At 73.2% G+C, this 21887-nt stretch carries 22 protein-coding genes; 12 read left to right on the forward strand and 10 right to left on the reverse strand.

What is annotated here, in order from left to right; translation table 11 throughout:
• Positions 1–57: 57 nt before the first annotated feature.
• Entirely contained in the window at positions 58–1047 is a 990-nt protein-coding gene (locus MTO99_RS11360) for an aldo/keto reductase (RefSeq protein WP_243553721.1), read from the reverse strand.
• Between the two features lie 54 nt (positions 1048–1101).
• Between MTO99_RS11360 and MTO99_RS11365 the strand changes: the two genes are divergently transcribed.
• Positions 1102–2019 (forward strand): arginase family protein, encoded by a 918-nt coding sequence (locus MTO99_RS11365; RefSeq protein WP_243553722.1) that lies wholly within the window; start codon positions 1102–1104, stop codon positions 2017–2019.
• 11 nt (positions 2020–2030) lie between these two features.
• Here MTO99_RS11365 and MTO99_RS11370 read toward each other — a convergent pair whose 3' ends face one another.
• The 3 genes from MTO99_RS11370 to MTO99_RS11380 all read right to left on the reverse strand — a co-directional run bounded on the left by MTO99_RS11370 (position 2031) and on the right by MTO99_RS11380 (position 3654).
• Complete coding sequence (locus MTO99_RS11370) at positions 2031–2633, reverse strand: hypothetical protein (RefSeq protein WP_243553723.1); 603 nt, start codon at positions 2631–2633, stop codon at positions 2031–2033.
• A gap of 161 nt (positions 2634–2794) precedes the next feature.
• Positions 2795–3280, reverse strand: coding sequence for an SRPBCC family protein (locus MTO99_RS11375; RefSeq protein ID WP_243553724.1), 486 nt, complete (start codon positions 3278–3280; stop codon positions 2795–2797).
• Positions 3277–3654, reverse strand: a complete 378-nt coding sequence (locus tag MTO99_RS11380; protein ID WP_243553725.1) for an ArsR/SmtB family transcription factor — start codon at positions 3652–3654, stop codon at positions 3277–3279. The genes MTO99_RS11375 and MTO99_RS11380 overlap by 4 nt, the downstream gene beginning before the upstream one ends.
• Before the next feature lie 201 nt (positions 3655–3855).
• On the opposite strand from MTO99_RS11380, the gene MTO99_RS11385 reads away from it, so the two are divergent.
• The 6 genes from MTO99_RS11385 (at position 3856) to MTO99_RS11410 (ending at position 9191) form a co-directional block, all read left to right on the forward strand.
• Positions 3856–6135, forward strand: a complete 2280-nt coding sequence (locus tag MTO99_RS11385; protein ID WP_243553726.1) for a carbon starvation CstA family protein — start codon at positions 3856–3858, stop codon at positions 6133–6135.
• Positions 6135–6377 (forward strand): YbdD/YjiX family protein, encoded by a 243-nt coding sequence (locus MTO99_RS19045; protein ID WP_256461010.1) that lies wholly within the window; start codon positions 6135–6137, stop codon positions 6375–6377. Before MTO99_RS11385 ends, MTO99_RS19045 begins: the two co-directional genes overlap by 1 nt.
• Positions 6378–6468: 91 nt before the next feature.
• Positions 6469–6879, forward strand: a complete 411-nt coding sequence (locus MTO99_RS11395; RefSeq protein ID WP_243553727.1) for a VOC family protein — start codon at positions 6469–6471, stop codon at positions 6877–6879.
• An 80-nt stretch (positions 6880–6959) separates the two neighbouring features.
• Positions 6960–7502: a VanZ family protein gene (locus MTO99_RS11400; protein WP_243553728.1), complete on the forward strand. Its 543-nt coding sequence runs from the start codon at positions 6960–6962 to the stop codon at positions 7500–7502.
• 46 nt (positions 7503–7548) lie between these two features.
• Positions 7549–8394: an NAD-dependent epimerase/dehydratase family protein gene (locus tag MTO99_RS11405; RefSeq protein ID WP_243553729.1), complete on the forward strand. Its 846-nt coding sequence runs from the start codon at positions 7549–7551 to the stop codon at positions 8392–8394.
• Positions 8391–9191 carry a sulfite exporter TauE/SafE family protein gene (locus tag MTO99_RS11410; protein WP_243553730.1) on the forward strand — a complete coding sequence of 267 codons (801 nt, stop codon included), beginning with the start codon at positions 8391–8393 and terminating at the stop codon, positions 9189–9191. Before MTO99_RS11405 ends, MTO99_RS11410 begins: the two co-directional genes overlap by 4 nt.
• Positions 9192–9258: 67 nt before the next feature.
• Here MTO99_RS11410 and cspE read toward each other — a convergent pair whose 3' ends face one another.
• Positions 9259–9462, reverse strand: a complete 204-nt coding sequence (gene cspE, locus MTO99_RS11415; RefSeq protein ID WP_149161023.1) for a transcription antiterminator/RNA stability regulator CspE — start codon at positions 9460–9462, stop codon at positions 9259–9261.
• Positions 9463–9765: 303 nt separating this feature from the next.
• On the opposite strand from cspE, the gene MTO99_RS11420 reads away from it, so the two are divergent.
• Positions 9766–10059 carry a DUF1905 domain-containing protein gene (locus tag MTO99_RS11420; RefSeq protein ID WP_243553731.1) on the forward strand — a complete coding sequence of 98 codons (294 nt, stop codon included), beginning with the start codon at positions 9766–9768 and terminating at the stop codon, positions 10057–10059.
• A 10-nt stretch (positions 10060–10069) separates the two neighbouring features.
• Here MTO99_RS11420 and MTO99_RS11425 read toward each other — a convergent pair whose 3' ends face one another.
• Positions 10070–10681 carry a TetR/AcrR family transcriptional regulator gene (locus tag MTO99_RS11425; protein ID WP_243553732.1) on the reverse strand — a complete coding sequence of 204 codons (612 nt, stop codon included), beginning with the start codon at positions 10679–10681 and terminating at the stop codon, positions 10070–10072.
• Positions 10682–10700: 19 nt separating this feature from the next.
• Here MTO99_RS11425 and MTO99_RS11430 point away from each other — a divergent pair, with 19 nt between their 5' ends.
• Positions 10701–11894 (forward strand): FAD-dependent oxidoreductase, encoded by a 1194-nt coding sequence (locus tag MTO99_RS11430; RefSeq protein WP_243553733.1) that lies wholly within the window; start codon positions 10701–10703, stop codon positions 11892–11894.
• Between the two features lie 57 nt (positions 11895–11951).
• Here the strand turns inward: MTO99_RS11430 and MTO99_RS11435 are convergent, their stop codons facing one another.
• Together MTO99_RS11435 and MTO99_RS11440 are read right to left on the reverse strand one after the other, a co-directional pair.
• A complete protein-coding gene (locus tag MTO99_RS11435) occupies positions 11952–13400 on the reverse strand; it encodes a phytoene desaturase family protein (RefSeq protein WP_243553734.1) in 1449 nt (482 codons plus the stop codon).
• A 22-nt stretch (positions 13401–13422) separates the two neighbouring features.
• A complete protein-coding gene (locus tag MTO99_RS11440) occupies positions 13423–15201 on the reverse strand; it encodes an acyl-CoA dehydrogenase family protein (RefSeq protein ID WP_243553735.1) in 1779 nt (592 codons plus the stop codon).
• 156 nt (positions 15202–15357) lie between these two features.
• Here MTO99_RS11440 and MTO99_RS11445 point away from each other — a divergent pair, with 156 nt between their 5' ends.
• Positions 15358–16251: an aggregation-promoting factor C-terminal-like domain-containing protein gene (locus MTO99_RS11445; protein ID WP_243553736.1), complete on the forward strand. Its 894-nt coding sequence runs from the start codon at positions 15358–15360 to the stop codon at positions 16249–16251.
• 76 nt (positions 16252–16327) lie between these two features.
• Here the strand turns inward: MTO99_RS11445 and MTO99_RS11450 are convergent, their stop codons facing one another.
• Positions 16328–16762 (reverse strand): Hsp20/alpha crystallin family protein, encoded by a 435-nt coding sequence (locus MTO99_RS11450; RefSeq protein ID WP_243553737.1) that lies wholly within the window; start codon positions 16760–16762, stop codon positions 16328–16330.
• Positions 16763–16923: 161 nt separating this feature from the next.
• On the opposite strand from MTO99_RS11450, the gene MTO99_RS11455 reads away from it, so the two are divergent.
• Both MTO99_RS11455 and MTO99_RS11460 read left to right on the forward strand, forming a co-directional pair.
• Positions 16924–17490, forward strand: a complete 567-nt coding sequence (locus MTO99_RS11455; RefSeq protein WP_243553738.1) for a hypothetical protein — start codon at positions 16924–16926, stop codon at positions 17488–17490.
• A 7-nt stretch (positions 17491–17497) separates the two neighbouring features.
• Positions 17498–20446 carry an ATP-binding cassette domain-containing protein gene (locus MTO99_RS11460; protein ID WP_243553739.1) on the forward strand — a complete coding sequence of 983 codons (2949 nt, stop codon included), beginning with the start codon at positions 17498–17500 and terminating at the stop codon, positions 20444–20446.
• Here MTO99_RS11460 and MTO99_RS11465 read toward each other — a convergent pair.
• Positions 20328–21839: an MDR family MFS transporter gene (locus MTO99_RS11465; RefSeq protein WP_243553740.1), complete on the reverse strand. Its 1512-nt coding sequence runs from the start codon at positions 21837–21839 to the stop codon at positions 20328–20330. The two genes, MTO99_RS11460 and MTO99_RS11465, sit on opposite strands and share 119 nt — an antisense overlap.
• Between the last annotated feature and the right edge of the window lie 48 nt (positions 21840–21887).

Below are 21887 nucleotides of genomic sequence, written 5' to 3' on the forward strand. Positions count from 1 at the left end.
AGTGCCGTCGGAGTTCCTGATCGCGTGCAGGGACGGGTCGGGTGCAGGGGCCGGGGGTTACCAGCGGGGGTGGATCGACGCGCGGAGTTCGCGGTCGTAGAGGTCGCGCACGGCGGCGTCGAACGACGCGGGCAGGTCGAGCGACCCCGCGGCCGCGTTCGCGCGCGCCTGATCGGGGTTGCGCGCACCGGGGATGACGGTCGACACCCCGTCGAGCCCGGCGACCCAGGCGAGCGCCACCTGGGCGGTCGTGGCATCCGGGGCGGCCTCGCGCGCGAGCGCGGCGAACTCCTGCGCGGCGCGCACGCCGGTCTCGTAGTCGACGCCCGAGAACGTCTCGCCGACGTCGAAGGCCTCGCCGTGCCGGTTGTAGGTGCGGTGGTCGTTCGCCGCGAACGTGGTGTCGAGCGTGTACCGGCCCGACAGCAGGCCCGAGGCGAGCGGCACGCGCGCGATGATGCCGACGCCGGCGGCGACCGCTGCGGGCAGCACCTCGTCGAGCGGCTTCAGCCGGAACGCGTTCAGGATGATCTGCACGGATGCCACGTGCGGCCGCGCGATCGCGGTGAGCGCCTCGTCGACCGTCTCGACGCTCACGCCGTACGCGGCGATGCGCCCCTCGTCGACGAGCGTGTCGAGGTCGTCGAAGACCCGGTCGGTCGAGTACACGGCGGTCGGCGGGCAGTGCAGCTGCACGAGGTCGAGCGTGTCGACGCCGAGGTTGCGGCGCGATCGGTCGTTCCAGGCGCGGAAGTTCGCCATCGAGTAGTTCTCGGGCAGCTGCTCGAGGCGCCGGCCCATCTTCGTCGCGACGGTGACGCCCGAGTCGGGGTTGGCGCGCAGCCACGCGCCGATGAGCGATTCGCTGCGCCCGTCGCCGTAGACGTCGGCGGTGTCGAAGACGGTGACGCCGGCCTGGTACGCGGCGTCGAGCACGGCGAGGGCGTCGGCCTCGTCGACCTCGCCCCAGTCGGCGCCGAGCTGCCAGGTGCCGAGGCCGATCACGGAGACGGTGCGGCCGGTGCGGCCGAGAACGCGGGTCTGCATGGGTTCGAACCTACTCCCGACCACGATGTCGGATGCTGCGGGCACGATGTCGGCATGCCCGTCGACGTGATCGCCGCCCCGACGAACCTCGGTCTGCGCCCACCCGAGCCCGGCAGCGTGCCGGGTACCGCGAAGGCGCCCGAGGCGCTGCGGGCGGCGGGTCTCGTCTCCGCCCTCGCGAGCGCTGCCGGTGACGGCGACGTGGTCGAGGCCGGCATCGTGCTGCCCGGCCGGTACCGTGCCGACCCGGCGCCCGGCGAGGTGCTGCGCAACCAGGCCGCGCTCGTCGACTACACGACGCGCCTGGCCGCCGAGGTCGACGCATCGCTCGGCCGGGGGCGGTCGCCGCTCGTGGTCGGGGGCGACTGCAGCCTCGCCCTCGGGCCGCTGCTGGCGCTGCGGCGGCGCGGGCGGTACGGCCTGGTCTACCTCGACGGGCACGGCGACTTCCGGCATCCGGGCAACAGCGACGGGGCCGACACGCTCGGCGGCGAGACGTTGGCGGCGGCGGTCGGTCTGCATCTCGACGCGATCGCCGATCTCGAGGGGCGGCGGCCCTTCGTGCGGCCCGGCGACGTGGTGCAGGTCGGCTGCCGCGACGACGACGACGACATCGACGAACTGCGTGCGGTGCTGGGCGGGGTGGTGCCGGCGGCCGAGATCCTCGCCGACGGTGCGGCGGCGGTCGCCGGGCGGGTGCTCGACGTCGTCGCGGCCGAGGGGCTCGACGGGTTCTGGGTGCACGTCGACGTCGACGTGCTCGACCCTCGGTGGATGCCGGCGGTCGACAGCCCCGATCCCGTCGGCATCGACCCGTCAACGCTCGCCGGGCTGCTCGCGCTGCTGGCGCCGCACGCCGTGGGCGCCGATCTCGCGATCTACGACCCCGACCTCGACCCGACGGGCGAGCATGCGCTGACCATCGTCGCGGTCGCCCGTGATGGGCTGGGGCGGCTCGGGCGGTCCGGGTGAGCGCCGCGCCGCTAGGGCTTGCCCAGCGCGTACTGCGTCGCCGACCAGCATTCGGCGATCGCGCTGGTCGCCGCTTCGTGGCGCCCGGCCTCGTGCATCGCCGCCCGCACCGCCGCGTCGCCGGGCGCATCGCAGTCGCGGCCCTTGCCGTGGATGACCCACACCGGCGCGACCACACCGGTCTCGGCGAGCCACACGGGCAGCGCCTCGAGTTCGGCGTCGTCGTACACCACGGCGAACACGAGGTCGGCTTCCCACGGGGCGACGCGCGGGGACTCGACGAGCGCTTCGGCGAGCGCTCGCACGGGCAGCGCACCGCGCACGGCGATCGGCACCTCGGGGCCGACGCCGAGTTTCTGGTCGAGCGGGCGCGGCGGCCGCGAGAGCGCCTCCGCCCAGTCGGTCGCCGCACGCCCCACCTGGAATCGGTACTGCGCTCCCGATGCCGCTTCGAGCTCGATGACGCCGTCGCTGGCGTCGACTCGTCGGAACTCCGTTCGTGGAACGGTCGCCCGCCGCGCACCGCGCACGGTCAGCGCGTCCCATTCGAGTCGCAGCGTCACCGCCGCGCGGTCGCCGGAGTCGAGCCAGTACGCCCTCGATTCACGCCCCATCGCTTCCCCCTCCGACATGATCCACCGCGCTCGGCGGTGATGCAATGCCTCGGGAGCGACCATCCGTCCATTCCTGTCACAGAACGTTCACCGGGCGGTCACCGATGGGGCGGAGCATCCGCGGCGAGCCGCTCGACCCGGTGCGGCCCGCCGACGGGGGCTCAGGCGCCCTCGGCGCCGCCCACCAGGCCGTCGAGCCGGGCGAAGCCTTCGGTGAGACCGCCCTCCATGCCCGACTGCACCATGCCGTCGCGGGCCTCGACGCTGGGGTACGTCGAGTGGATGCGCACGCGCGAGCGCCCGCCGCCGAGGTCTTCGAACGCGATCGTCTCGACCGCGACCACGTCGGGCACGCCCTCGAATTCGAAGGTCTGCACGGCGAACTCGTTCTCGCGCACGGTGTGGAACGTGCCGTGGAACCCCCACGCCCCGCCCTGCGGGTCGTGGTGCACGTAGCGGTAGGCGCCGTGGGTGGTGAAGTCCCACTCGGCGATGTCCATCTCGTAGCCGTTCGGCCCGAGCCACTGCTTCACCAGGTCGGGTTCGCGGTGCGCGCGGAAGACCGCGGCGACGGGGGCGTCGAACTCGCGCTCGATGTCGATGAACGGCAGGCCCTCTGGTGCGGTGACGATGACGGGGTTGCTCATGATTCCTTCTCCTTCGGATGGTGGGCGGCGGTGGCGTCGCCGACGGATGCCTCGAGCACCGCGTCGAGCGAGCGGAACCGCTGCTCGTGGATGAGCCGGTAGCGGTCGATCCAGCCGGTGAGCCGTTCGAGCTCGGCCGGCGCGAGATGCACGGGCCGGCGCTGCGCGTCGCGCGTGCGCGTGACGAGCCCGGCCTGCTCGAGCACCTGGATGTGCTTCGAGACCGCCTGCTTGGTGATCGCGAACGGTTCGGCGAGCTCGTTGACGGTCGCCGGGCCGCGGCTGAGCCGCGCGATGATGCCGCGACGGACCGGGTCGGCCAGGGCGAGGAACGCCCGGTCGAGCCATCCGTCGTCGGATCCGGCATCGCGCATATTCAATCTTCTTCTTGATCAATCGATAGATTGATTATCACCAGACGGATGCTCCGCCGTCAATCCGTTCGTCGCAGGATCCCTACCGTTCACCGACGAACCGACCCGCTCACCGCATGACCCCCCAACGGGGGCCAACCCGCTGCCTACGATCTCCGGGGCGGAACGCCCGTGCAATGACGCATTCGAGGAGGACCAGGAATGACCCGAACCCCCAGCGGCCCCGCGGCCCCACCCGCGGACGAGCTCGACCAGGATCCATCCCTGCCGCCGGTCGCCGTGCCCGAAGCCGAACTCGAGCGCGAGCGCACGTGGACACCCGGCAGGATCGCCCTCTGGGCGGCCATCGCCCTGCTCGGCGGCGTCGCGTGGACGATGATCGCGATCGTGCGCGGCGAGACCATCAACGCGATCTGGTTCGTCTTCGCGGCGGTCTGCTCGTACTTCATCGGCTACCGCTTCTACTCGAAGGTCATCGAGCGCTACCTCACCAAGCCCGACGACCGGCGCGCGACCCCCGCCGAGCGCGAGAGCGACGGCAAGGACTTCGTGCCCACCGACCGGCGCGTGCTCTACGGCCACCACTTCGCCGCGATCGCAGGCGCCGGCCCGCTCGTCGGCCCGGTGCTCGCCGCCCAGATGGGGTACCTGCCCGGCACCCTCTGGATCATCGTCGGCGTGATCTTCGCCGGCGCGGTGCAGGACTACACGGTGCTGTTCTTCTCGATGCGCCGCGGCGGCCGCACCATCGGCCAGATGGCCCGCGACGAACTCGGCCGCATCGGCGGCACCGCCGCGATCGTCGCCGCGCTGCTCATCATGGTGATCATCGTCGCGATCCTCGCGCTCGTCGTCGTGAACGCCCTCGGGGAGAGCCCGTGGGGCGTGTTCAGCGTGTCGATGACGATCCCGATCGCGCTGCTCATGGGCGTCTACCTGCGATACCTCCGCCCCGGCAGGATCACCGAGGTCTCCCTCATCGGGTTCGCGCTGCTCATGCTCGCGATCATCGGCGGCGGCTGGGTCGCCTCCACCGAGTGGGGCTACGCGGCCTTCCACCTCGACCGCACCACGATCGCCTGGGGCATCATCGTCTACGGCTTCATCGCCGCGATCCTGCCGGTGTGGCTGCTGCTGGCGCCGCGCGACTACCTGTCGACGTTCATGAAGATCGGCGTCATCGTCATGCTCGCCGGCGCGATCGTGCTCGTGCGCCCCGAGATCACGGTGCCGGCCATCAGCGAGTTCGCCGGCGGCGAGCTCGGCCCGGTCTTCAGCGGCCCGCTGTTCCCGTTCCTGTTCGTCACGATCGCGTGCGGCGCGCTCAGCGGATTCCATGCCCTCATCTCGTCGGGCACCACGCCGAAGCTCATCGAGAAGGAGCGTCAGACCCGCTTCATCGGCTACGGCGGCATGCTCATGGAGTCGTTCGTGGCGATCATGGCCCTGGTCGCGGCGCTCACGCTCGATCGCGGCCTCTTCTTCGCGATGAACTCGTCGGCGGCCGCGACGGGCGGCACCGTCGAGGGCGCGGTCGCGTTCGTGAACTCCCTCGGGCTCACCGGCGTGAACCTCACGCCCGACCAGCTCACCTCGGCCGCCTCGGCGGTCGGCGAAGAGACGATCATCTCCCGAACGGGCGGTGCCCCGACCCTCGCGCTCGGGCTGTCGAACATCATGTCCCAGCTCATCGGCGGCTCCGCGCTCGCGGGGTTCTGGTACCACTTCGCGATCATGTTCGAGGCGCTGTTCATCCTCACCGCCGTCGACGCCGGCACCCGGGTCGCCCGGTTCATGCTGCAGGACTCGATCGGCAACGTCGTGCCCCGGTTCAAGGACACGGGCTGGCGGCCCGGCGTCTGGATCACGACCGCGATCATGGTCGCCGCCTGGGGTGCGATCCTGCTGATGGGCGTCACCGATCCGCTCGGCGGCATCAACACGCTGTTCCCGTTGTTCGGCATCGCGAACCAGCTGCTCGCCGCGATCGCGCTGGCGGTCGTGATGACGATCGTCGCCAAGCGCGGGGCGTTCCGGTGGCTGTGGATCGTGGCGGTGCCGCTGGCGTTCACCGCGGTCGTGACGATCGCGGCGTCGCTGTTCAAGATCTTCTCGCCGGTGCCCGCGGTGGGCTACTGGGCCAACCACGTCGCATTCCGCGACGCGCTGGCCGCGGGCGAGACGAGCTTCGGCACCGCCAAGACCGTCGAGGCGATGGAGGCGGTCGTGCGCAACACCTTCATCCAGGGCACGCTGTCGATCATCTTCGTGACGCTGTCGGTGATCGTGATCATCGCGGCCGTCGCGGTCACGGTGCGGGCGTTCCGCGACGGCGGCGGGGTCGACACCGAGGACGCCGCGGTGCCCTCGCACCGGTTCGCCCCGGCCGGCCTGTTCGCGACGCGCGCCGAGCAGGCCATCGAGGCGCAGTGGGCGGCGCTGCCGGCCGAGCTGCGCCCGGTCGAGCGCGCGGGGCACTGATGACGGATGCCTCGAAGGCGGGCGTCGTCCGGGCTGCGGCCCGGGCGGCGCCCGCCGGCGTGCTGCGGGGCATCCGGGGCATCCGCTGGTTCGTGACCGAACTGATGGGCGACCGCGCGTACGCGACCTATCTCGACCATCACCGGCGCACCCACCCCGGCCAGCCCGCCCTCGACGAGCGCGCCTTCTGGCGGCAGCGCTACGCCGAGCAGGACGCGAACCCCGGCGCGCGCTGCTGCTGAGCGTTCGGCGCGTCCCACGACCCTCGCGGATCCGGCCGATCAAGGGCAGAATCGCGGCAGGCGACGACGCCGCGGAAGGGAACGGACGATCATGGCGGTCACACTCAACCCGTACGTCAGCTTCGACGGCAACGCGCGCGAGGCACTCGAGTTCTACCACTCGGTCTTCGGCGGAGAACTGAACACCAGCACCTTCGGCGAGTTCGGCCAGGGCGAGGCATCCGAGGCCGACAAGGTGATGCACGGCCAGCTCACGGCCGGCGGCCTCACGCTCATGGCCGCCGACAACCCGAACGGCGTCGAGTACCAGCGCCCAGCCGGGTTCTCGATCTCGCTCTCGGGCGACGACGACGAAGCCCTGCGCCGCTACTGGGACGGCCTGGCGGACGGCGCGACCATCGTCGAACCGCTCGAGGTCGCCCCGTGGGGCGATGCGTTCGGCATCCTCGTCGACCGCTACGGCGTCGGCTGGATGGTGAACATCGCGGGCGCGGCGGCGTGAGGGCGTGACACGACTCGGGCGGCCTGCGAATCGCCCGAGGATGTCAGCCGATTCCGAGGTGCGCGCGGAAGGCTGGAGGAATGAGCCGCCGCCCCGCCCTCGTCGTCGCCACGGTGGCGTACCTCGCGCTCGTGGCGTGGGCGACGTTCGGCACGGTGTCGTTCCACCGCATCGGGTGGCAGGCCGAGTACGGCGTGCTGAGCCCGTCGACCTGGTTCGACTCGGCCACGTGGAGCGTCGGATCGCCCGTGGAGTGGGGGCTGAACGTCGCGATGTTCGTGCCCATCGGCGTGCTGTTCGCGATGCTGGCCGGTCGGCGGCGATGGCTCGTCGCACTGCTGGCCGCGGCGGCGCTGAGCGCGGCGATCGAGATCGCCCAGATCCCGATCGACGACCGCATCTCCGACCCGCGCGACCTCGCCGCGAACTCGACCGGTGCGGTGATCGGCGTCGCGATCGCGGCGATCGGATGGCTCGTCGCCGCCGTCGCCCGCAGGATCGCGCGTGCGGCCCCGCCGGTGACGACCGCGCCGGGCACCGCTGCGCGCGGCTCGGTCGCGGCCTCGACCGCCGCGACCTCGGCATCGGGCCGCGCGGTGCGCGAACTCGACCGCGCCGCCTGACCCGCACATGACGAGGGTGCGACGCACTGGTGTCAGACTGGAGGCCATGCGCATCGTGGTCACCGGCGGCTCGGGCAAGCTCGGCCGCACCGTCGTCCGAACCCTCCGAGACGACGGGCACGAGGTCGTCAACCTCGACCGCGCCGGCGAGCGCGGCACCGTGGTGGTCGCCGACCTCACCGACTACGGCCAGGTGCTCGACGCGATCGCGGGGGTCGACGAGCACGGCTCGGGCGCCGACGCGATCGTGCACCTCGCCGCGATCCCGGCCCCGGGGCTCGCGACCGACGTCGAGACGTTCCGCAACAACCTGCTCTCGACCTACCACGTGCTGCAGGCGGCCCGCCGCCTCGGCGTCCGCCGCATCGTGACGGCGTCGAGCGAGACCGTGCTGGGGCTGCCGTTCGACGTGCCGCCGCCGTACATCCCGGTCGATGAAGCCGTCACCAGCCCCGAATCGAGCTACTCGCTCGCGAAGCACCTCGAGGAGCAGCTCGCGATCCAGTTCTGCCGATGGGATCCTGCGCTGTCGATCTCGGCGCTGCGCTTCTCGAACGTGATGGATCCCGAGGACTACGCCGCGTTCCCGTCGTTCGATGCCGACGCCGCACTGCGCAAGTGGAACCTGTGGGGCTACGTCGACGCGCGCGACGGCGCGCAGGCGGTCGGCCGCGCGCTCGCGCTCGGCAAGCCGGGCTTCGAACGGTACGTCATCGCGGCCGCCGACACCGTGATGAGCCGCCCGAACGCCGAGCTCGTCGCCGAGGTGTTCCCCGGCGTCGAGGTGCGCGGCGAGCTGGGCCGCAACGACACGCTGCTCTCGATCGAGAAGGCGCGCCGCGTGCTCGGGTACGAACCGCAGTACTCGTGGCGCGACGAGGCGACGGGGTGACCGGTCGCGACGACGGCGCCCGGCCGCCGGTCGGGCTCGTCCGCCTGGCCCTCATCGGGTTGGCCGGCGGGTTCATGTCGGGCCTGTTCGGCGTCGGCGGCGGCATCATCATGGTGCCGCTGCTCATGCTGCTCGCCCGGCTCGACCAGCGGCGGGCGGCGGCGACCTCGCTCGCGGCGATCCTGCCCGCGTCGATCGCCGGATCGATCGGCTATCTCGCCGGCGGCCAGGTCGACTGGTGGGCGGCGCTGTTCGTCGCGGTCGGCAGCATCGTCGGATCGCAGCTGGGCACCTGGCTGCTGCGCCGGCTCCCGGTCGCCGTGCTGCGCTGGGGATTCATCGCCCTGCTCGTCGTGATCGCGGTGCGACTCCTGTTCGCCGTGCCCGAGCGCGACACCGGTGCGCTCGAGATCAGTCCGCTCATCGCCCTGGCGCTCATCGCGTTCGGCCTGTTCGTGGGCATCGCCTCGGGGTTGTTCGGCATCGGCGGCGGCGTGCTCATGGTGCCCGTGTTCATCGGCGTGTTCGGCATGGGCGACCTGATCGCGAAGGGCACCTCGCTGCTCGTCATGATCCCGACCTCGATCAGCGGCACGATCGCCAACCTGCGCGCCCGGCTCGTGGAGTGGCAGCAGGGGCTGTCGGTGGGACTGGCCGCCGTGGTCGGCTCGTTCGGCGGCGTCGCCGTGTCGTTCGCGTTGCCGCCCGCGGTCGCGACCTGGTTGTTCGCGGGGCTGCTGGCGTTCACGATCGTGCAGATGACCGTGCGCGCCATCCGATTGCAGCGCCGCAGCTGACGACGCCCGGCATGCCGAAGGGCCCTCCGGCAGCCGTGCTGCCGAAGGGCCCTTCGTGGTTCGCGCTCTACAGGGCGCGGATGTTCTCGGCCTGGGGACCCTTGGGGCCCTGGGCGATCTCGAACTCGACCTTCTGGCCTTCGTCGAGCGAACGGTAGCCGTTGCCCGAGATAGCGCTGAAGTGTGCGAAGACGTCGGCGCTGCCGTCGTCGGGGGCGATGAAGCCGAAGCCCTTCTCCGCGTTGAACCACTTGACGGTTCCGGTTGCCATGCTGTTCTTCCTTCGTTCACGGGGCCCGCGACGCGAGCCCATGCGATCGGCTTTCGATCGCTATCCTCGCGGCTGGGAGCGGCGAGGTTGGCGAGCGACGGCGACGTGGCGTCGTCGACATCGACTCGGTCGGGTCATGCCACGCGGAAGGTTCCGCCTCCGGGCAATCAGATGGAGCAGCGGACATGTGCCCGCCGGGTGGAGGATTCGGTGGTGCAAGCCTAGCGTGATTCCGGGGCGAAGAGTCCATGATGTCGAGCGGATGTCTCGTTGTGTGTCGGCGGGGCGGGCTAGCGTTGCCCCATGCGGTTCCGGTTCGAGGCCCCTCTGTGGGAGTGGCGGGCGCGCGCCGAGTGGTATTTCGTGACCGTGCCCGAGGCCGCATCGGCCGATATCCGCGACGTGCCGCTGCCGCCGCGGGGGTTCGGGTCGGTGCGCGTCGAGGCCACCGTCGGCGGGTCCACGTGGCGCACGTCGATCTTCCCCGACTCGTCCGAGGGCGCGTACGTGCTGCCGGTGAAGCGTGCCGTGCGGGTCGCCGAGGGCCTCGTCGAGGGCGGGCCGGTCGCGGTCGACCTGCGCCTGGTGGATTTCTAGCGCGCGCGTCTCACTCTCGGTCTCGGGCGGGCAGGATGAGGTCGACGATCCTCCCGACCTCCTCCGCCGTCGGCCCCGTGCCGGTGAGCACCAGTCGTTGGAACAGCAGCGCCGGCCCGGTGCTGGCCAGCAGTTCGACGTCCGCCGTTTCCGCGAGGAACCCGTCCGACTGGGCGTCCCTCAGGATCTCCGCGAGGCGGGCGATCCGCGGTTCCAGCACCTCCGACCTGACCGCGGCGGCCACCGCGTCGGTCGGCGGCGCCAGGGCCTTCGCACTCGCCACCCGCAGCAGGAACGCTGCGGACCGGTCGGAGGCGTCGAACATCGAGGCGAGCACCTGCCCCAGCCGCTCGCGCGGCCCGGCACCGGCCTCGGGTTCGACGGCTTCGGGGAGCCGGTCCCGCAGGGTCGCCAGCACGAGTGCGGTCTTGTCGGGCCAGCGGCGGTACAGCGACATCCGCCCGATTCGCGCCCGGGTCGCGATGCCCTCGAGCGAGGCGGCATCGCAGCCCAGTTCGGCGACCTCCTCGACCACGGCGTCGTAGATCGCGTCCTCGAGCGCCGCGCCGCGCCGCCGCGGGCGGCCGTGCGCGGAACCCCGCGCTGCATCGTTAAGAGACATTACTGTCTATTATGAGCGCATGACCGCCGCTGATGAGCACTCGACCGCCCCGCTGGACACCGATGTCCTCATCGTCGGAGCGGGGCCGACCGGGCTGACCGCTGCCATCCGGCTCGCGCAGCGCGGCGTCGCTCTGCGGATCCTCGACGCCGCCCCGCACCCGGTCGACGAATCGCGCGCAGCCCTCGTGCACGCGGCGACGATCGAGATCATGGACCGCCTGGGCGTCGCCGACGAAGCCATCCGGCTCGGCCGCCGCATCGACGCGGTGAGCATCTCGGCCGGACCCCGCGTCCTGGCCCGGGTTCCGTTCGACGTGCTCGACGGCCCCTACCCGTTCGCACTCGGACTCCCGCAAGACCTGACCGAGCGGCTCCTCATCGCCCGGCTGACCGAACTCGGCGTCACCGTGGAGCGCGGATGGCGGGTCGAGCAGGTCGATCAGGGAACCGCCGGATGCCGCGTCGTGGCGACCGGCGACGGCGCCTCCCGGACGATCCGGAGCCGGTACCTGATCGGGGCGGACGGCCACGACAGCGCGGTGCGCGCCGGCGCCGGGATCCCGTTCACCGCCCGGCGGTACCGGGCGGACTTCCTGCTCGCCGACCTGCCGCTCGACCCGCCGCCGTCGCCCGCGGACCAGGCGCGCATCACCCTCTCACCCGACGGCGTGACCGTGTTCGGTGCGCTTCCGTCCGGCAACCACCGCGTCATCGGCACCGCCTCGCCGGGCGACGAGGTTCCGCCGCATCCCGACGCCGCCTACCTGGATGCGCTGTTCGCTGCGCGTGAGATCCCGACCCGTGCCGCCGCGGAACCGGCCTGGTCCTCGCGGTTCCGGATCTCGCACGGCGTCGCCGCCCGGCTGCGCTCCGGCGCGATCTTCCTCTGCGGCGACGCCGCGCACGTCCACTCCCCCGCCGCCGGGCAGGGGATGAACACCGGCATCGCCGATGCGTACGACCTCGCGGAACGCCTCGCCGACGCGCTCGACGGCCGAACCGACGCGCTCGACGGCTACGAGCCCGCCCGCCTCGCCGCGGCGGAAGAGGTCGTCCGGCTCACCGACCGGATCACGCGCCTCGCCCTGATCCGGCCCGCGCCGCTGCGCTGGATCCGCAACGCGGTGCTCAGCCGCGCCATGACGGTCGCCGCCGTGCAGCGACGGCTGGCCGGATGGATCTCCGGTCTCGAGCGGAGCCCGCTGCGCTGACCGTCGACCGGGTCGACGGTGGGTCTCGCGGCGGGCGGCGGCGCGGCGCCGGTGCGCTCACGGCGCGAGGTGCGGCATCCGTCGCACGCCGAACTCGCGGCGCAGGGCGCTGCGCGCCGCGTACCAGCCGGCGAGGCCGTGCACGCCGGGGCCCGGCGGCGTCGACGCCGAGCACAGGTACACGCCGCGGGCCGGGGTTCGCCACGGGTCGCGTGCGAGCACGGGCCGGGCGATGAGCTGGTCGAGCGTGGGCTCGCCGGCGGCGATGTCGCCGAGCACGTAGTTCGGGTTGTGGGCGGCCACGTCGACCGCGGTCGACGAGGCCGACGCGAGCACCACGTCGCGGAATCCGGGCGCGAACCGCTCGAGCTGCCGGGTGACGGCCTCGGTGCGGTCGACGTTCGACCCGCGCGGCACGTGCGTGTAGGTCCACAGGGTGTGACGGCCGTCGGGGGCGCGGCTCGGGTCGAAGACCGACGGCTGCGAGACGAGCACGTAGGGCGCATCGGGGTGGAGGCCCCGGGTCACCGCGTTCTCGGCTGCGGCGATCTCGGCGCGCGTGCCGCCCACGTGCACCGTGCCGGCGCGGGCGAGCTCGGGGTCGCGCCACGGCACCGGCCCCGACAGCGCGAAGTCGACCTTCGCGACCCCGTTGCCGTAGCGGAACCGGGCGAGCCGGTCGGCGTAGCCGGGGGGCAGGGCATCGCCCGCGATGCGGAGGAGCGCCTGCGGCGTGACGTCCAGCAGCACGGCGCGTGCACTGGGCAGGTCGCGCAGGTCGCGCACGTCGTCACCCGTGACGATCCGGCCGCCGTGGGCGACGAGGTCGGCGACCAGCGCGTCCGCGATCGCCCGGCTGCCGCCGATCGGCACCGGCCAGCCCCGTGCGTGCGCGTGCACGCCGAGCGAGAACCCCGCGGCCGCCGCGGTGAGCGACGGCAGCGGCAGGATGGCGTGCGCCGCGACCCCCGTCAGCAGTGCGGGAGCGAGCTCGTCGTGCCATCCGGCGTTCCAGGCCCGCGTGCCCTGCGAGAGCGCCGCGAGGCCGAAGCGGGCGGCAACGAACGGATGCCGCGGGATCCGCACGAGCGACGAGCCCGTGAACCGGGCCACCGCGTCGACGTGGCGCACGAGCGGCCCCATCAGGGCGCGGAACGCCTCGCCGTCGACGCCCAGCCCGTCGACCGTGCGCTCGAGATCACGCCACGCCAGCGCCGCCCGGCCGTCGTCGAGCGGGTGCCCGTACGAGAGCTCCGGAACCGCGAACTCCACCCGGCGATCGAGCCCGAACGCGCGGAAGAACCCGGAGGCGAGCGCGAGCGGATGCACGGCCGAGCACACGTCGTGCTGGAATCCGGGCAGGGTGAGCTCGGCGGTGCGCAGCCCGCCGCCGACCTCGTCGGCGCGCTCGGAGAGCTGCACCGAGAGCCCGGCACGGGCGAGCGTGACCGCGGCGGCGAGCCCGTTCGGCCCTGAGCCGACGACGATCGCGTCGAGTTCCGGCATGCGCTCCCCCTCGGCTGCGAGCCTACGCGCGGGCGAGGATCGCCGTCAGGTCGGCGCGGCGCGGCAGCACGCCGTACTGCGCACCGCCCTCGCCGCCGAGCCGGGTCGCGCAGAACGCGTCGGCCACGGCGGCGGGCGCGTGCTCGATGAGCAGCGCGCCCTGGAGCACGAGTGCGAGGCGTTCGGTGAGCTCGCGGGCGCGCAACGCGGCGACGGATGCCCCGGCGCCCGGGTCGGCCAGGTCGCGCGCCGTCTCGCGGGCGAGCGACTCGGCGTGCGCGAGGCCGACGTCGAACGCGGCATCCGCGCCGCCCGCCCGCCGCACCACCTCGAAGAACGCCTCGAACGCCTCGGGTTCGCGCCCGAGCACGCGCAGCACGTCGAGCGCGATGACGTTGCCCGACCCCTCCCAGATCGCGAGCAGCGGCTGCTCGCGGTAGCGCCGCGCGAGCGGCCACGCCTCGGTGTACCCGTTGCCGCCGAGGCACTCGAGCGCCTCGGCCGCGTGGCCGGCGCCGCGCTTGCAGACGTGGTACTTCGCGACGGCGGTCGCAAGGCGCCGGAACGCGGCATCCGTCGAGGCATCCGCATCGTCGTCGTACGCCGCCGCCAGCCGCATCGCCGTCCACGTCGCCGCCTCGCTCTCGAGCGCGAGGTCGGCTGCGACCGCCCGCATCGCGGGCTGGTCGACCAGCAGCGACCCGAAGGCGCGCCGGTGCCGCACATGCCAGGCGGCCTCGGCGACCGCCTGGCGCATGCCCGCGGCCGAGCCGATGACGCAGTCGAGGCGGGTGCGGGTGACCATCTGCACGATGGTCGCGACGCCGCGGCCCTCGTCGCCGACGAGGTAGCCGACCGTGCCGTCGAACTCGACCTCGCTCGACGCGTTCGAACGGTTGCCGAGCTTGTCCTTCAGCCGCTGGATCGCGAACGCGTTGCGCGACCCGTCGGGCCGGATCCGCGGCACGAACGCGCAGCTCAGCCCGCCATCGGTCTGCGCGAGCACGAGGAACGCGTCGCTCATCGGCGCGCTGCAGAACCACTTGTGCCCGGTGAGCACGACCTCGCGACCCCACGGCGTGTCGGCGCCGGTGGGCTCGGCGCGCGTCGTGTTCGCGCGCACGTCGCTGCCGCCCTGCTTCTCGGTCATCGCCATGCCGATGAGCGCCGAGCGCTTGGCCGGTGCCGTTCGCGGATCAGGAATCCCTTGCCGACTCGCCGTCGCCGAGGTGTCCGGGTCCGGCGTGTCGGCGAGGAACTCCTGATCGGCTGAGACGGCGAGGGACGGGTCGTAGTCGCGGCTGAGCAGGCGCGGCATCCAGTCGCCGATGAGGCCGGATGCTCCGAGCCGCAGTGTCGGCACGGCCGCGTGCGTCATCGAGATCGGGCAGGCGTGGCCCGGCTCGACCTGGGCGAGGAGGAAGAACGCGGCGGCGCGGTCGACGTTCGCGCCCGGCCCGGGTTCGGCCCACGCCGAGGTGTGCGCGCCCGCGCCGACGGCGGCCGCCATGATGCGGTGGTACGACTCGTCGTAGTCGACCTCGTCGATGCGCCGGCCCCAGCGGTCGTGGCTGCGCAGCACCGGCGGACGGGTGTTCGCGAGTTCGGCATCGCGCTGGAAGGGCTCGGAACCGACGAGGCGACCGAGCTCGGTCAGGCGATCGGATGCTCCGCCCCGCGCCGGCGAACCGGCCTCCGAGCCCCACTTCGCGACCGCTTCGACGAGCGGCGCGTTCGTCGCGAACTCGTCGATGCCGGCCCGCTCGGGCACCTGGTTCCGGACCTCATGCGTCGTCGCCATCTCCACATTCTGCGCTCGACCCGGCGTCCGTTACCGTCTTGTGACCTGAGCCATCCTCGCGTAAGGTGCACGGGACGACTTGCCCGGGTCGAATCACCCGGGCTCACGAGCAGCACGGGTCGATGCGCCGGCGGGCGCCCGACCCCGGGGGAACGCATGGGGAACAGCACCACGTCGAAGCAACCGCATCGACTCGGGTCGCTCGCACGCGCCGTCGTGGCATCGGCCGCGGTCGCGGGCCTCGCGGTCACAGCGGGCACCGGATTCATGTTGCAATCGACCATCGACGACCAGACGAGACGGGTCGCCGAGACGGCCGCGCTGCGGGCGGCGAGCGAACCCGACCCGGCCCAGCTCGGCGCGAACCGCGACATCCTCGTCGCGCGGGCGGTCGGCGCCGCCGACGAGGCGGTCGCCGGGGCCGAACCCGTGGTCGCCTCGGCCGCGGGCAAGGTCGATGCGGCCGCGCTCACGGCCACACTCGCGCAGCTCGAGGCATCCGAGCTGATGGATCCGGCGCGGGTCTTCGAACTCATCGCGGCCGCGCGGACGCAGGCCGACGACCTGGCCGCCGCGATCGCCGAATGGGATCGCGTCGAGGCCGAGCGCAAGGCCGCCGAGGAGGCGGCGCGCATCGAGGCCGAGCGCATCGAAGCCGAGCGGGCCGCCCGCCAGGCGGCCGGGCAGTCGGCGGCCGGAGGCGGTGCGGGCACCGGCGGAGGCGGCGGCCCGGCGGCGCCCGCGAACCCCAGCGGCGCGCAGCAGATCGCCCGCGAGATGATCGCGGGCCGGTACGGCTGGGGTGACGATCAGTTCGGATGCCTCGTGGCGGTGTGGAACTACGAGTCGGGCTGGAACGTGTCCGCGTCGAACCCGAACGGGGCCTACGGGATCCCGCAGGCGCTGCCCGGCTCGAAGATGGCGTCGCACGGCGCGGACTGGCAGTCGAACCCCGCCACGCAGATCTCCTGGGGCATCGACTACATCGCCGGCCGCTACGGGAACCCGTGCGGCGCGTGGGGGCACATCCAGTCGACCGGCTGGTACTGACCGGCGCGGACGCGACGAGGGCGGGAGCCGTCCGACTCCCGCCCTCGCCCGCGCGGCCGGCCGCCGCGGTACCGGATCAGCCGGCCGTGACCTCCTGCGACTCCGCGCTGCGCAGCGTCGACTCGACCGCGACCTTGCGCGGCTTGGCGCGCTCGGACACGGGGATGACCACGCTCAGCACGCCGTTGTCGTAGTGCGCGCTGATGCCAGCGGTGTCGATGCCCTCGCCGAGGGTGAGCTGGCGCAGGAACGAACCGCTCGGTCGCTCGTGGGCCAGCCACTTCACCTCGGTCTCGCCGCGGAGCGTGCGCTCGGCGCGGATCGTGAGCAGCTGCCCGTCGATGTCGATGTCGATCGAGCCGGGGTCGACGCCGGGCAGGTCGGCGGAGAGCACGTAGTGGTCGCCGTCGCGGTGCAGGTCGATCGGCATCATGCGCGGCCCCTGCCGCGAGTCGAGCATGCTCGCCGCGAGCCGGTCGAGGTCGCGGAACGGATCCCAGGTCATGGCCATCAGCCTCTCCTCTCGTGTGCGGTCGCGACTGCGCGACCGATGGTTCGAAGAGTTGAGTCGCATCGACTCAACTGTGAACGACATTAGCACTCAGCACCCGAGAGTGCCAATGGTTCGCCGAGGGCGATCACCGGCGTCCGCCGCCGCAATAAGCTGGGCGGATGACTGCCCGACCGCTCGCGATCGCCGCCCTCGCTCTCACCGCGCTCGTGCTGAGCGGATGCGCCGATTCCAGCCCGGACACCGCGCCCGAATCGACCTCGACGATCAGCCCGGCGCACCAGGGCGATGACGTCGTCGTCGGCCCCGGCGCATCCGAGGACTGCGCCGGCGTCGCGGTGATCGTCGACGCCGGCGACCTCGACGCGGCCGACGACCCGTCGACCGAAGCCTGCCTCCCCGTCGACGCGCCGATCATCGCAGCCGACGCGCTCGCCCAGGCCGGCGTCACCACCGAGGGCACCGACGACTACGGCGACCAGGTCGTGTGCCGCGTGAACGGCGCACCCGCCGAGACCGACACGATCGTCGCCGACGACGGCACCGAGTACCACGAGACCTGCAGCACCATGCCCGCCGCGTTCGCGTACTGGGCGGTGTGGGTGCGCCCCGCCGACGGCGAGTGGGCGTACGCGCAGGAGGGCCTCGCGACCCAGCAGCTCGCCCCCGGCGATCGCCTCGGGCTCTTCTTCACCCTGAACGGCGAACCGGCGCAGCCCGCGTCGTGACGGGCTGATGCTGCGCTTCCGGCCTGAAGCCCTGCGCACGGCGGCGCTCCTCGCCGCCGTGTTCGTGGCCTTCCGGATCGCCTACCGGGTGCTCTTCGACGGCGCCGGCGGCAGCGGGCCCGTGCTGCTCGATCCGCCCGAAGTGCGCCTGCCGGCACCGTTCGGGCACGTCGTGCTGTTCGGCGCCGTCACGCTCGACGGGCTGTGGCGCGCAGTCGTCGGCGCGGCGCCGATCGCGCTCACGATCCTCGCCTTCGGTGCGCTGAACGCGGTCGTCGACATCTCGCGGCTGTTCGCGCGCGGCGCGCGGCGCGGGCCGGTGCGCGGCATCGCACGGGCGCTCGTGATCGCGTGGGCGACGTTCCCGGGGCTCGCCGACGCGGTGCGCAGCGTGCGGCTCGCGCGGCGGCTGCGCGGCGAGCGCGGGGCGGCATCGCTGCTCGTGCCGGTGTTCGAGCGCACCGTGGAACGCGCGGTCGCGGTCGCCGCGGCCATGGAGGTCCGCGGGTTCGCCGCGGCGCACCGGGTCGAGGGGGCGTGCGAGCGGCCCGTCGAGGTGCGCGGCGCCCGGATGTCACGGGGCGGCGCCTGGGCGCTGGAGGTCGACGATCTCGTGCTCGCACCGGGCGCCCTCGCCCTCGTCGCCGGGCCGACCGGATCGGGCAAGTCGACCCTGCTCGACGGTCTCAGCGGACTGCTCTCGCACGTCGACGGCGGCGACCTCTCGGGCACGGTGCTGGTCGGCGGCGTCGACCGGGCCGCGGTGCTGCCGCGCGACACGGCCGGGTTCGTGGGCGTCGTGCTGCAGAACCCCCGACTCGGGTTCGCCGCCGAGACCGTCGACGCCGAGATCGGGTTCGCGCTCGACGTGCGCGGCGTCGCACCCGTGATCGTCGCGGCGCGGGTCGCCGAGATCGCCGGGCACGTCGGCATCGCGCACCTGCTCGGGCGCGGCATCCGCGCACTGTCGGCCGGCGAAGCGACCCTCGTGGCGATCGCGGCCGCGCTCGTCGAACGCCCCTCGCTGCTGCTCGTCGACGAACCGCTCGCCGACCTCGACGACGACGCACGCGACCGCGTGGTGCGGCTGCTCGACCGGCTCGCACACGAGGCCGGCGTCTGCGTCGTCGTCGCCGAGCACCGGGTCGACGCGTTCGCGGGCATCGCCGACGAAGTCGTGTCGATCGCCGCCGGTCGCGCGGAGGCGGTCGGCGGCGAGCTCCAGCGCACCTCACGGGGGCTCGAGACGGTCGCTCCGCTCCCTCCTCTCCCTCCTCGACCCGCGGAGGGCGGCGGCGGCGCGGCGCTGGTGCGGGTGGCCGGGCTGTCGGTCGCGCACGGCGACCGGGAGGCGGTGACGGATGCCTCGCTCGAGGTCGCGGCCGGCGAGATCGTCGCGCTCGCCGGCCCGAACGGCGCGGGCAAGTCGAGCCTGCTCACCGCGATCGCGCTGCCGCACGATCGCGGCACGGTCGAGGTCGCCGGGGCCGACGTCGCCCGGCTCGACCGCCGCCGACGCCGGCGGGCGGTCGTGCTCGTGCCCGAGGCATCCGACGACCTGCTGCTCGCCCTCACCGTGCGCGAGGAGTGCCGGCGCGCCGACCGGGCCGCGCACGCGCCCGCCGGAGCGACCGCCGCGAGGTTCGCGGCCTTCCTCGGCCTGACCGCCGACTCGCCCGACGCGACGCGACTGCTGGCCGCGCATCCGCGCGACCTCTCGGCGGGTGAGCGACGCGTGCTCGCGCTTGCGCTCCAGCTCGCCGCCGGAGCTCGCGTGCTGATGGTCGACGAGCCGACGCGGGGTCTCGACGCCGACGCGTGCGCGCTCGTCGGCGGCGCGCTGGGCGCGGTCGCCGCCGCGGGCGGCGCGGTCGTCATCGCCACGCACGATGGGGCGTTCGCCTCGGCCGTCGCCGACCGCATCGTGCCGATGGTCGCGGGGCGGGTCGGGGGGCGGGTCGGGGCGGGTGGATCCGCCGGCGCGGCGGACACGACGTCTCGAGACGCGCCGCCGCGTCGCGTCGGCGCTCCTCGACCGGCGGTGGCGGTTCCCGCCGGTCGAGCCGCGCCGCGAGACCGTGCCCCCCGACCTGCCCGACGCATCCACCCCCTCGTCACCGCGCTCGCCCTCGTCCTCGGCAACCTCATCGCCGCCGTCGCGTTCGCGTGGCCGTTCTTCACGCCGGCGCTGCCCTCGCAGGCGCAGGCCGCGGCGCCGTTCGCCGCGATCGCGCTCACCCCGTTCCTGCTCGCGGTGCTGGTGCTCGTGCTCGACGACCGGGTGCGGTCGGCCAAGCTGCTCGCGATGCTCGGCACCCTGACCGCGGTGGGCGCGGCGGTGCGGATCGCCAGCACCGGGGTCGGCGGCGTCGAAGCGGTGTTCGTGCTGCTGATCACCGCGGGGCGCGTGTTCGGGGCGCGGTTCGGGTTCCTGCTCGGGGTGCTCGTCATCGCGCTGTCGTCGGTGCTCCAGGGCGGGGTGGGGCCGTGGACGCCGTTCCAGATGTTCGCGTGCGCGTGGGTCGGCGCCGGCGCCGGGCTGCTGCCGCGCCTGCGGAGCACACCGGCCGAGATCGCCCTGCTCTCGGTCTACGGCGTGATCGCGTCGTACGTGTTCGGCCTCGCGATGAACCTGTGGTTCTGGCCGTTCGCCGTGGGCGCCGGCACCGCCGTCTCGTACGACGGCGCGGCGCCCTTCGCGCAGAACCTGACGAGCTTCCTGCTGTATTCGTTCGTGACTTCGACCGCCGGCTGGGACACGCTGCGCGCGGTCACGACCGTGATCGGGCTCGTCGTCGCCGGCCCGGCCGTGCTCGCGGCGCTGCGCCGGACGAGGCTCACGCCGTCGGCCGGCTCGCGCTCGCTGCGACGGACGTCTCGACCCCCGCGGGCGCCTCGGCCCGGGGCGGGGCGGCGGGCGCCCCGGCCCGACCGGGCGCCGACGCCGGTGAGCTGACCTCGGGCACCCGGCCCGGCAGCACGAACGCGACGGCCGTCGCGACCACGGTGAACCCGACCGCCCACCAGAACGCGCCGTCGAACGCGGCCGCGACCTCCACGGGCGTGTGTGCGGACATGATGCCGGCCTCGAGGATCACGGCGAGGATCGCGGTGCCGAACGCACCGCCCACTTGCTGAGCGAGGCGGGTCAGGATGCTCGCGTGCGGGACATCCGATCGCTCGATCCCGACGTAGGCGACCGACATCACCGGGATCATCACCGCGCCGAGCCCCACACCGCGCAGGAACAGCACCGCGAGCAGCCACGGCACGTTCGTCGTGGCGTCCGCGAGCGCGAACGGCACGGTCGCGACGGCGGTCAGCACGAACCCGCCGACCGCGACCCATCGCGCGCCGATGCGGTCGGTGAGCCGGCCGGCGAGGGTGCGGCTGACGAGGGTGCCGACGCCCTGCGGGATCAGCAGCAGGCCGGCCACGAGCGCGGTCTCGCCGCGCACGTTCTGGAAGTACAGCGGCAGCAGCAGCATCGACCCGAACAGCGTCGCGCCCGAGAGGAAGAGCACGGTCGACGACGATCCGACCGCGCGGCGCGCGAACAGCCGCACGTCGACGAGCGCCGCCCCGGCGCGCCGCAGCGCGACGATCACGAACGCGACGAGCAGCACGGCACCGACGGCGAGCGGCACGACGACGTCGAACCGGCCGAACCCGCCGTCGCGGCCCGCGTTGCTGAGCCCGTACAGCACGCCGACGAGCGCCGGCGAGAGCAGCAGCAGGCCGACCACGTCGAGCTTCGCGCGGCCGGTCGGCCGGTCGGCCGGCAGCATCCGCCACGCGAGCAGCAGCCCGACCAGGCAGAACGGCACGTTCACCCAGAACAGCCAGTGCCAGTCGAGCCAGGTGAGGATGACGCCGCCGAGCGTCGGCCCGAGGATCGGCCCGAGCGCGGCCGGCAGGCTGACGACCGCCATCAGCTTGCCGAGCTTGACGCCGGTGCCCGCGACCTGCTGCATCGCGAGGGTCGCCATGAGCGGCATCATGAGCCCGCCGCCGAGGCCCTGCAGCACCCGAAACGCGATCAGGCTGGGTGCGTCCCAGGCGAGGCTGCAGAGCACGGATGCCACGAGGAACACCGTGAGCGCGATCATCCAGAGCCGTTTGCCGCCGATGCGCGCCTGCCCCCACGCGACGACCGGGATGGTGACCGCGAGCGCGAGCAGGTACCCGGTGCTGACCCACTGGACGGTGCTGACCGGCACGTGCAGGTCGGTCGCGAGGGTGTCGAGTGCGATGCTGACGATCGTGCTGTCGAATATGACGGCGAGGCCGCCGACGATGAGCACGAGCGCGGTGACGATCGCGCGGCGTTCGGATGGGTCGGACTTCATGGGTGCTCCCGGGTCGAAGAGATACATATATGTATCTAATTCGGATCG

Source organism: Agromyces larvae (assembly GCF_022811705.1).
Lineage (GTDB): Bacteria > Actinomycetota > Actinomycetes > Actinomycetales > Microbacteriaceae > Agromyces > Agromyces larvae.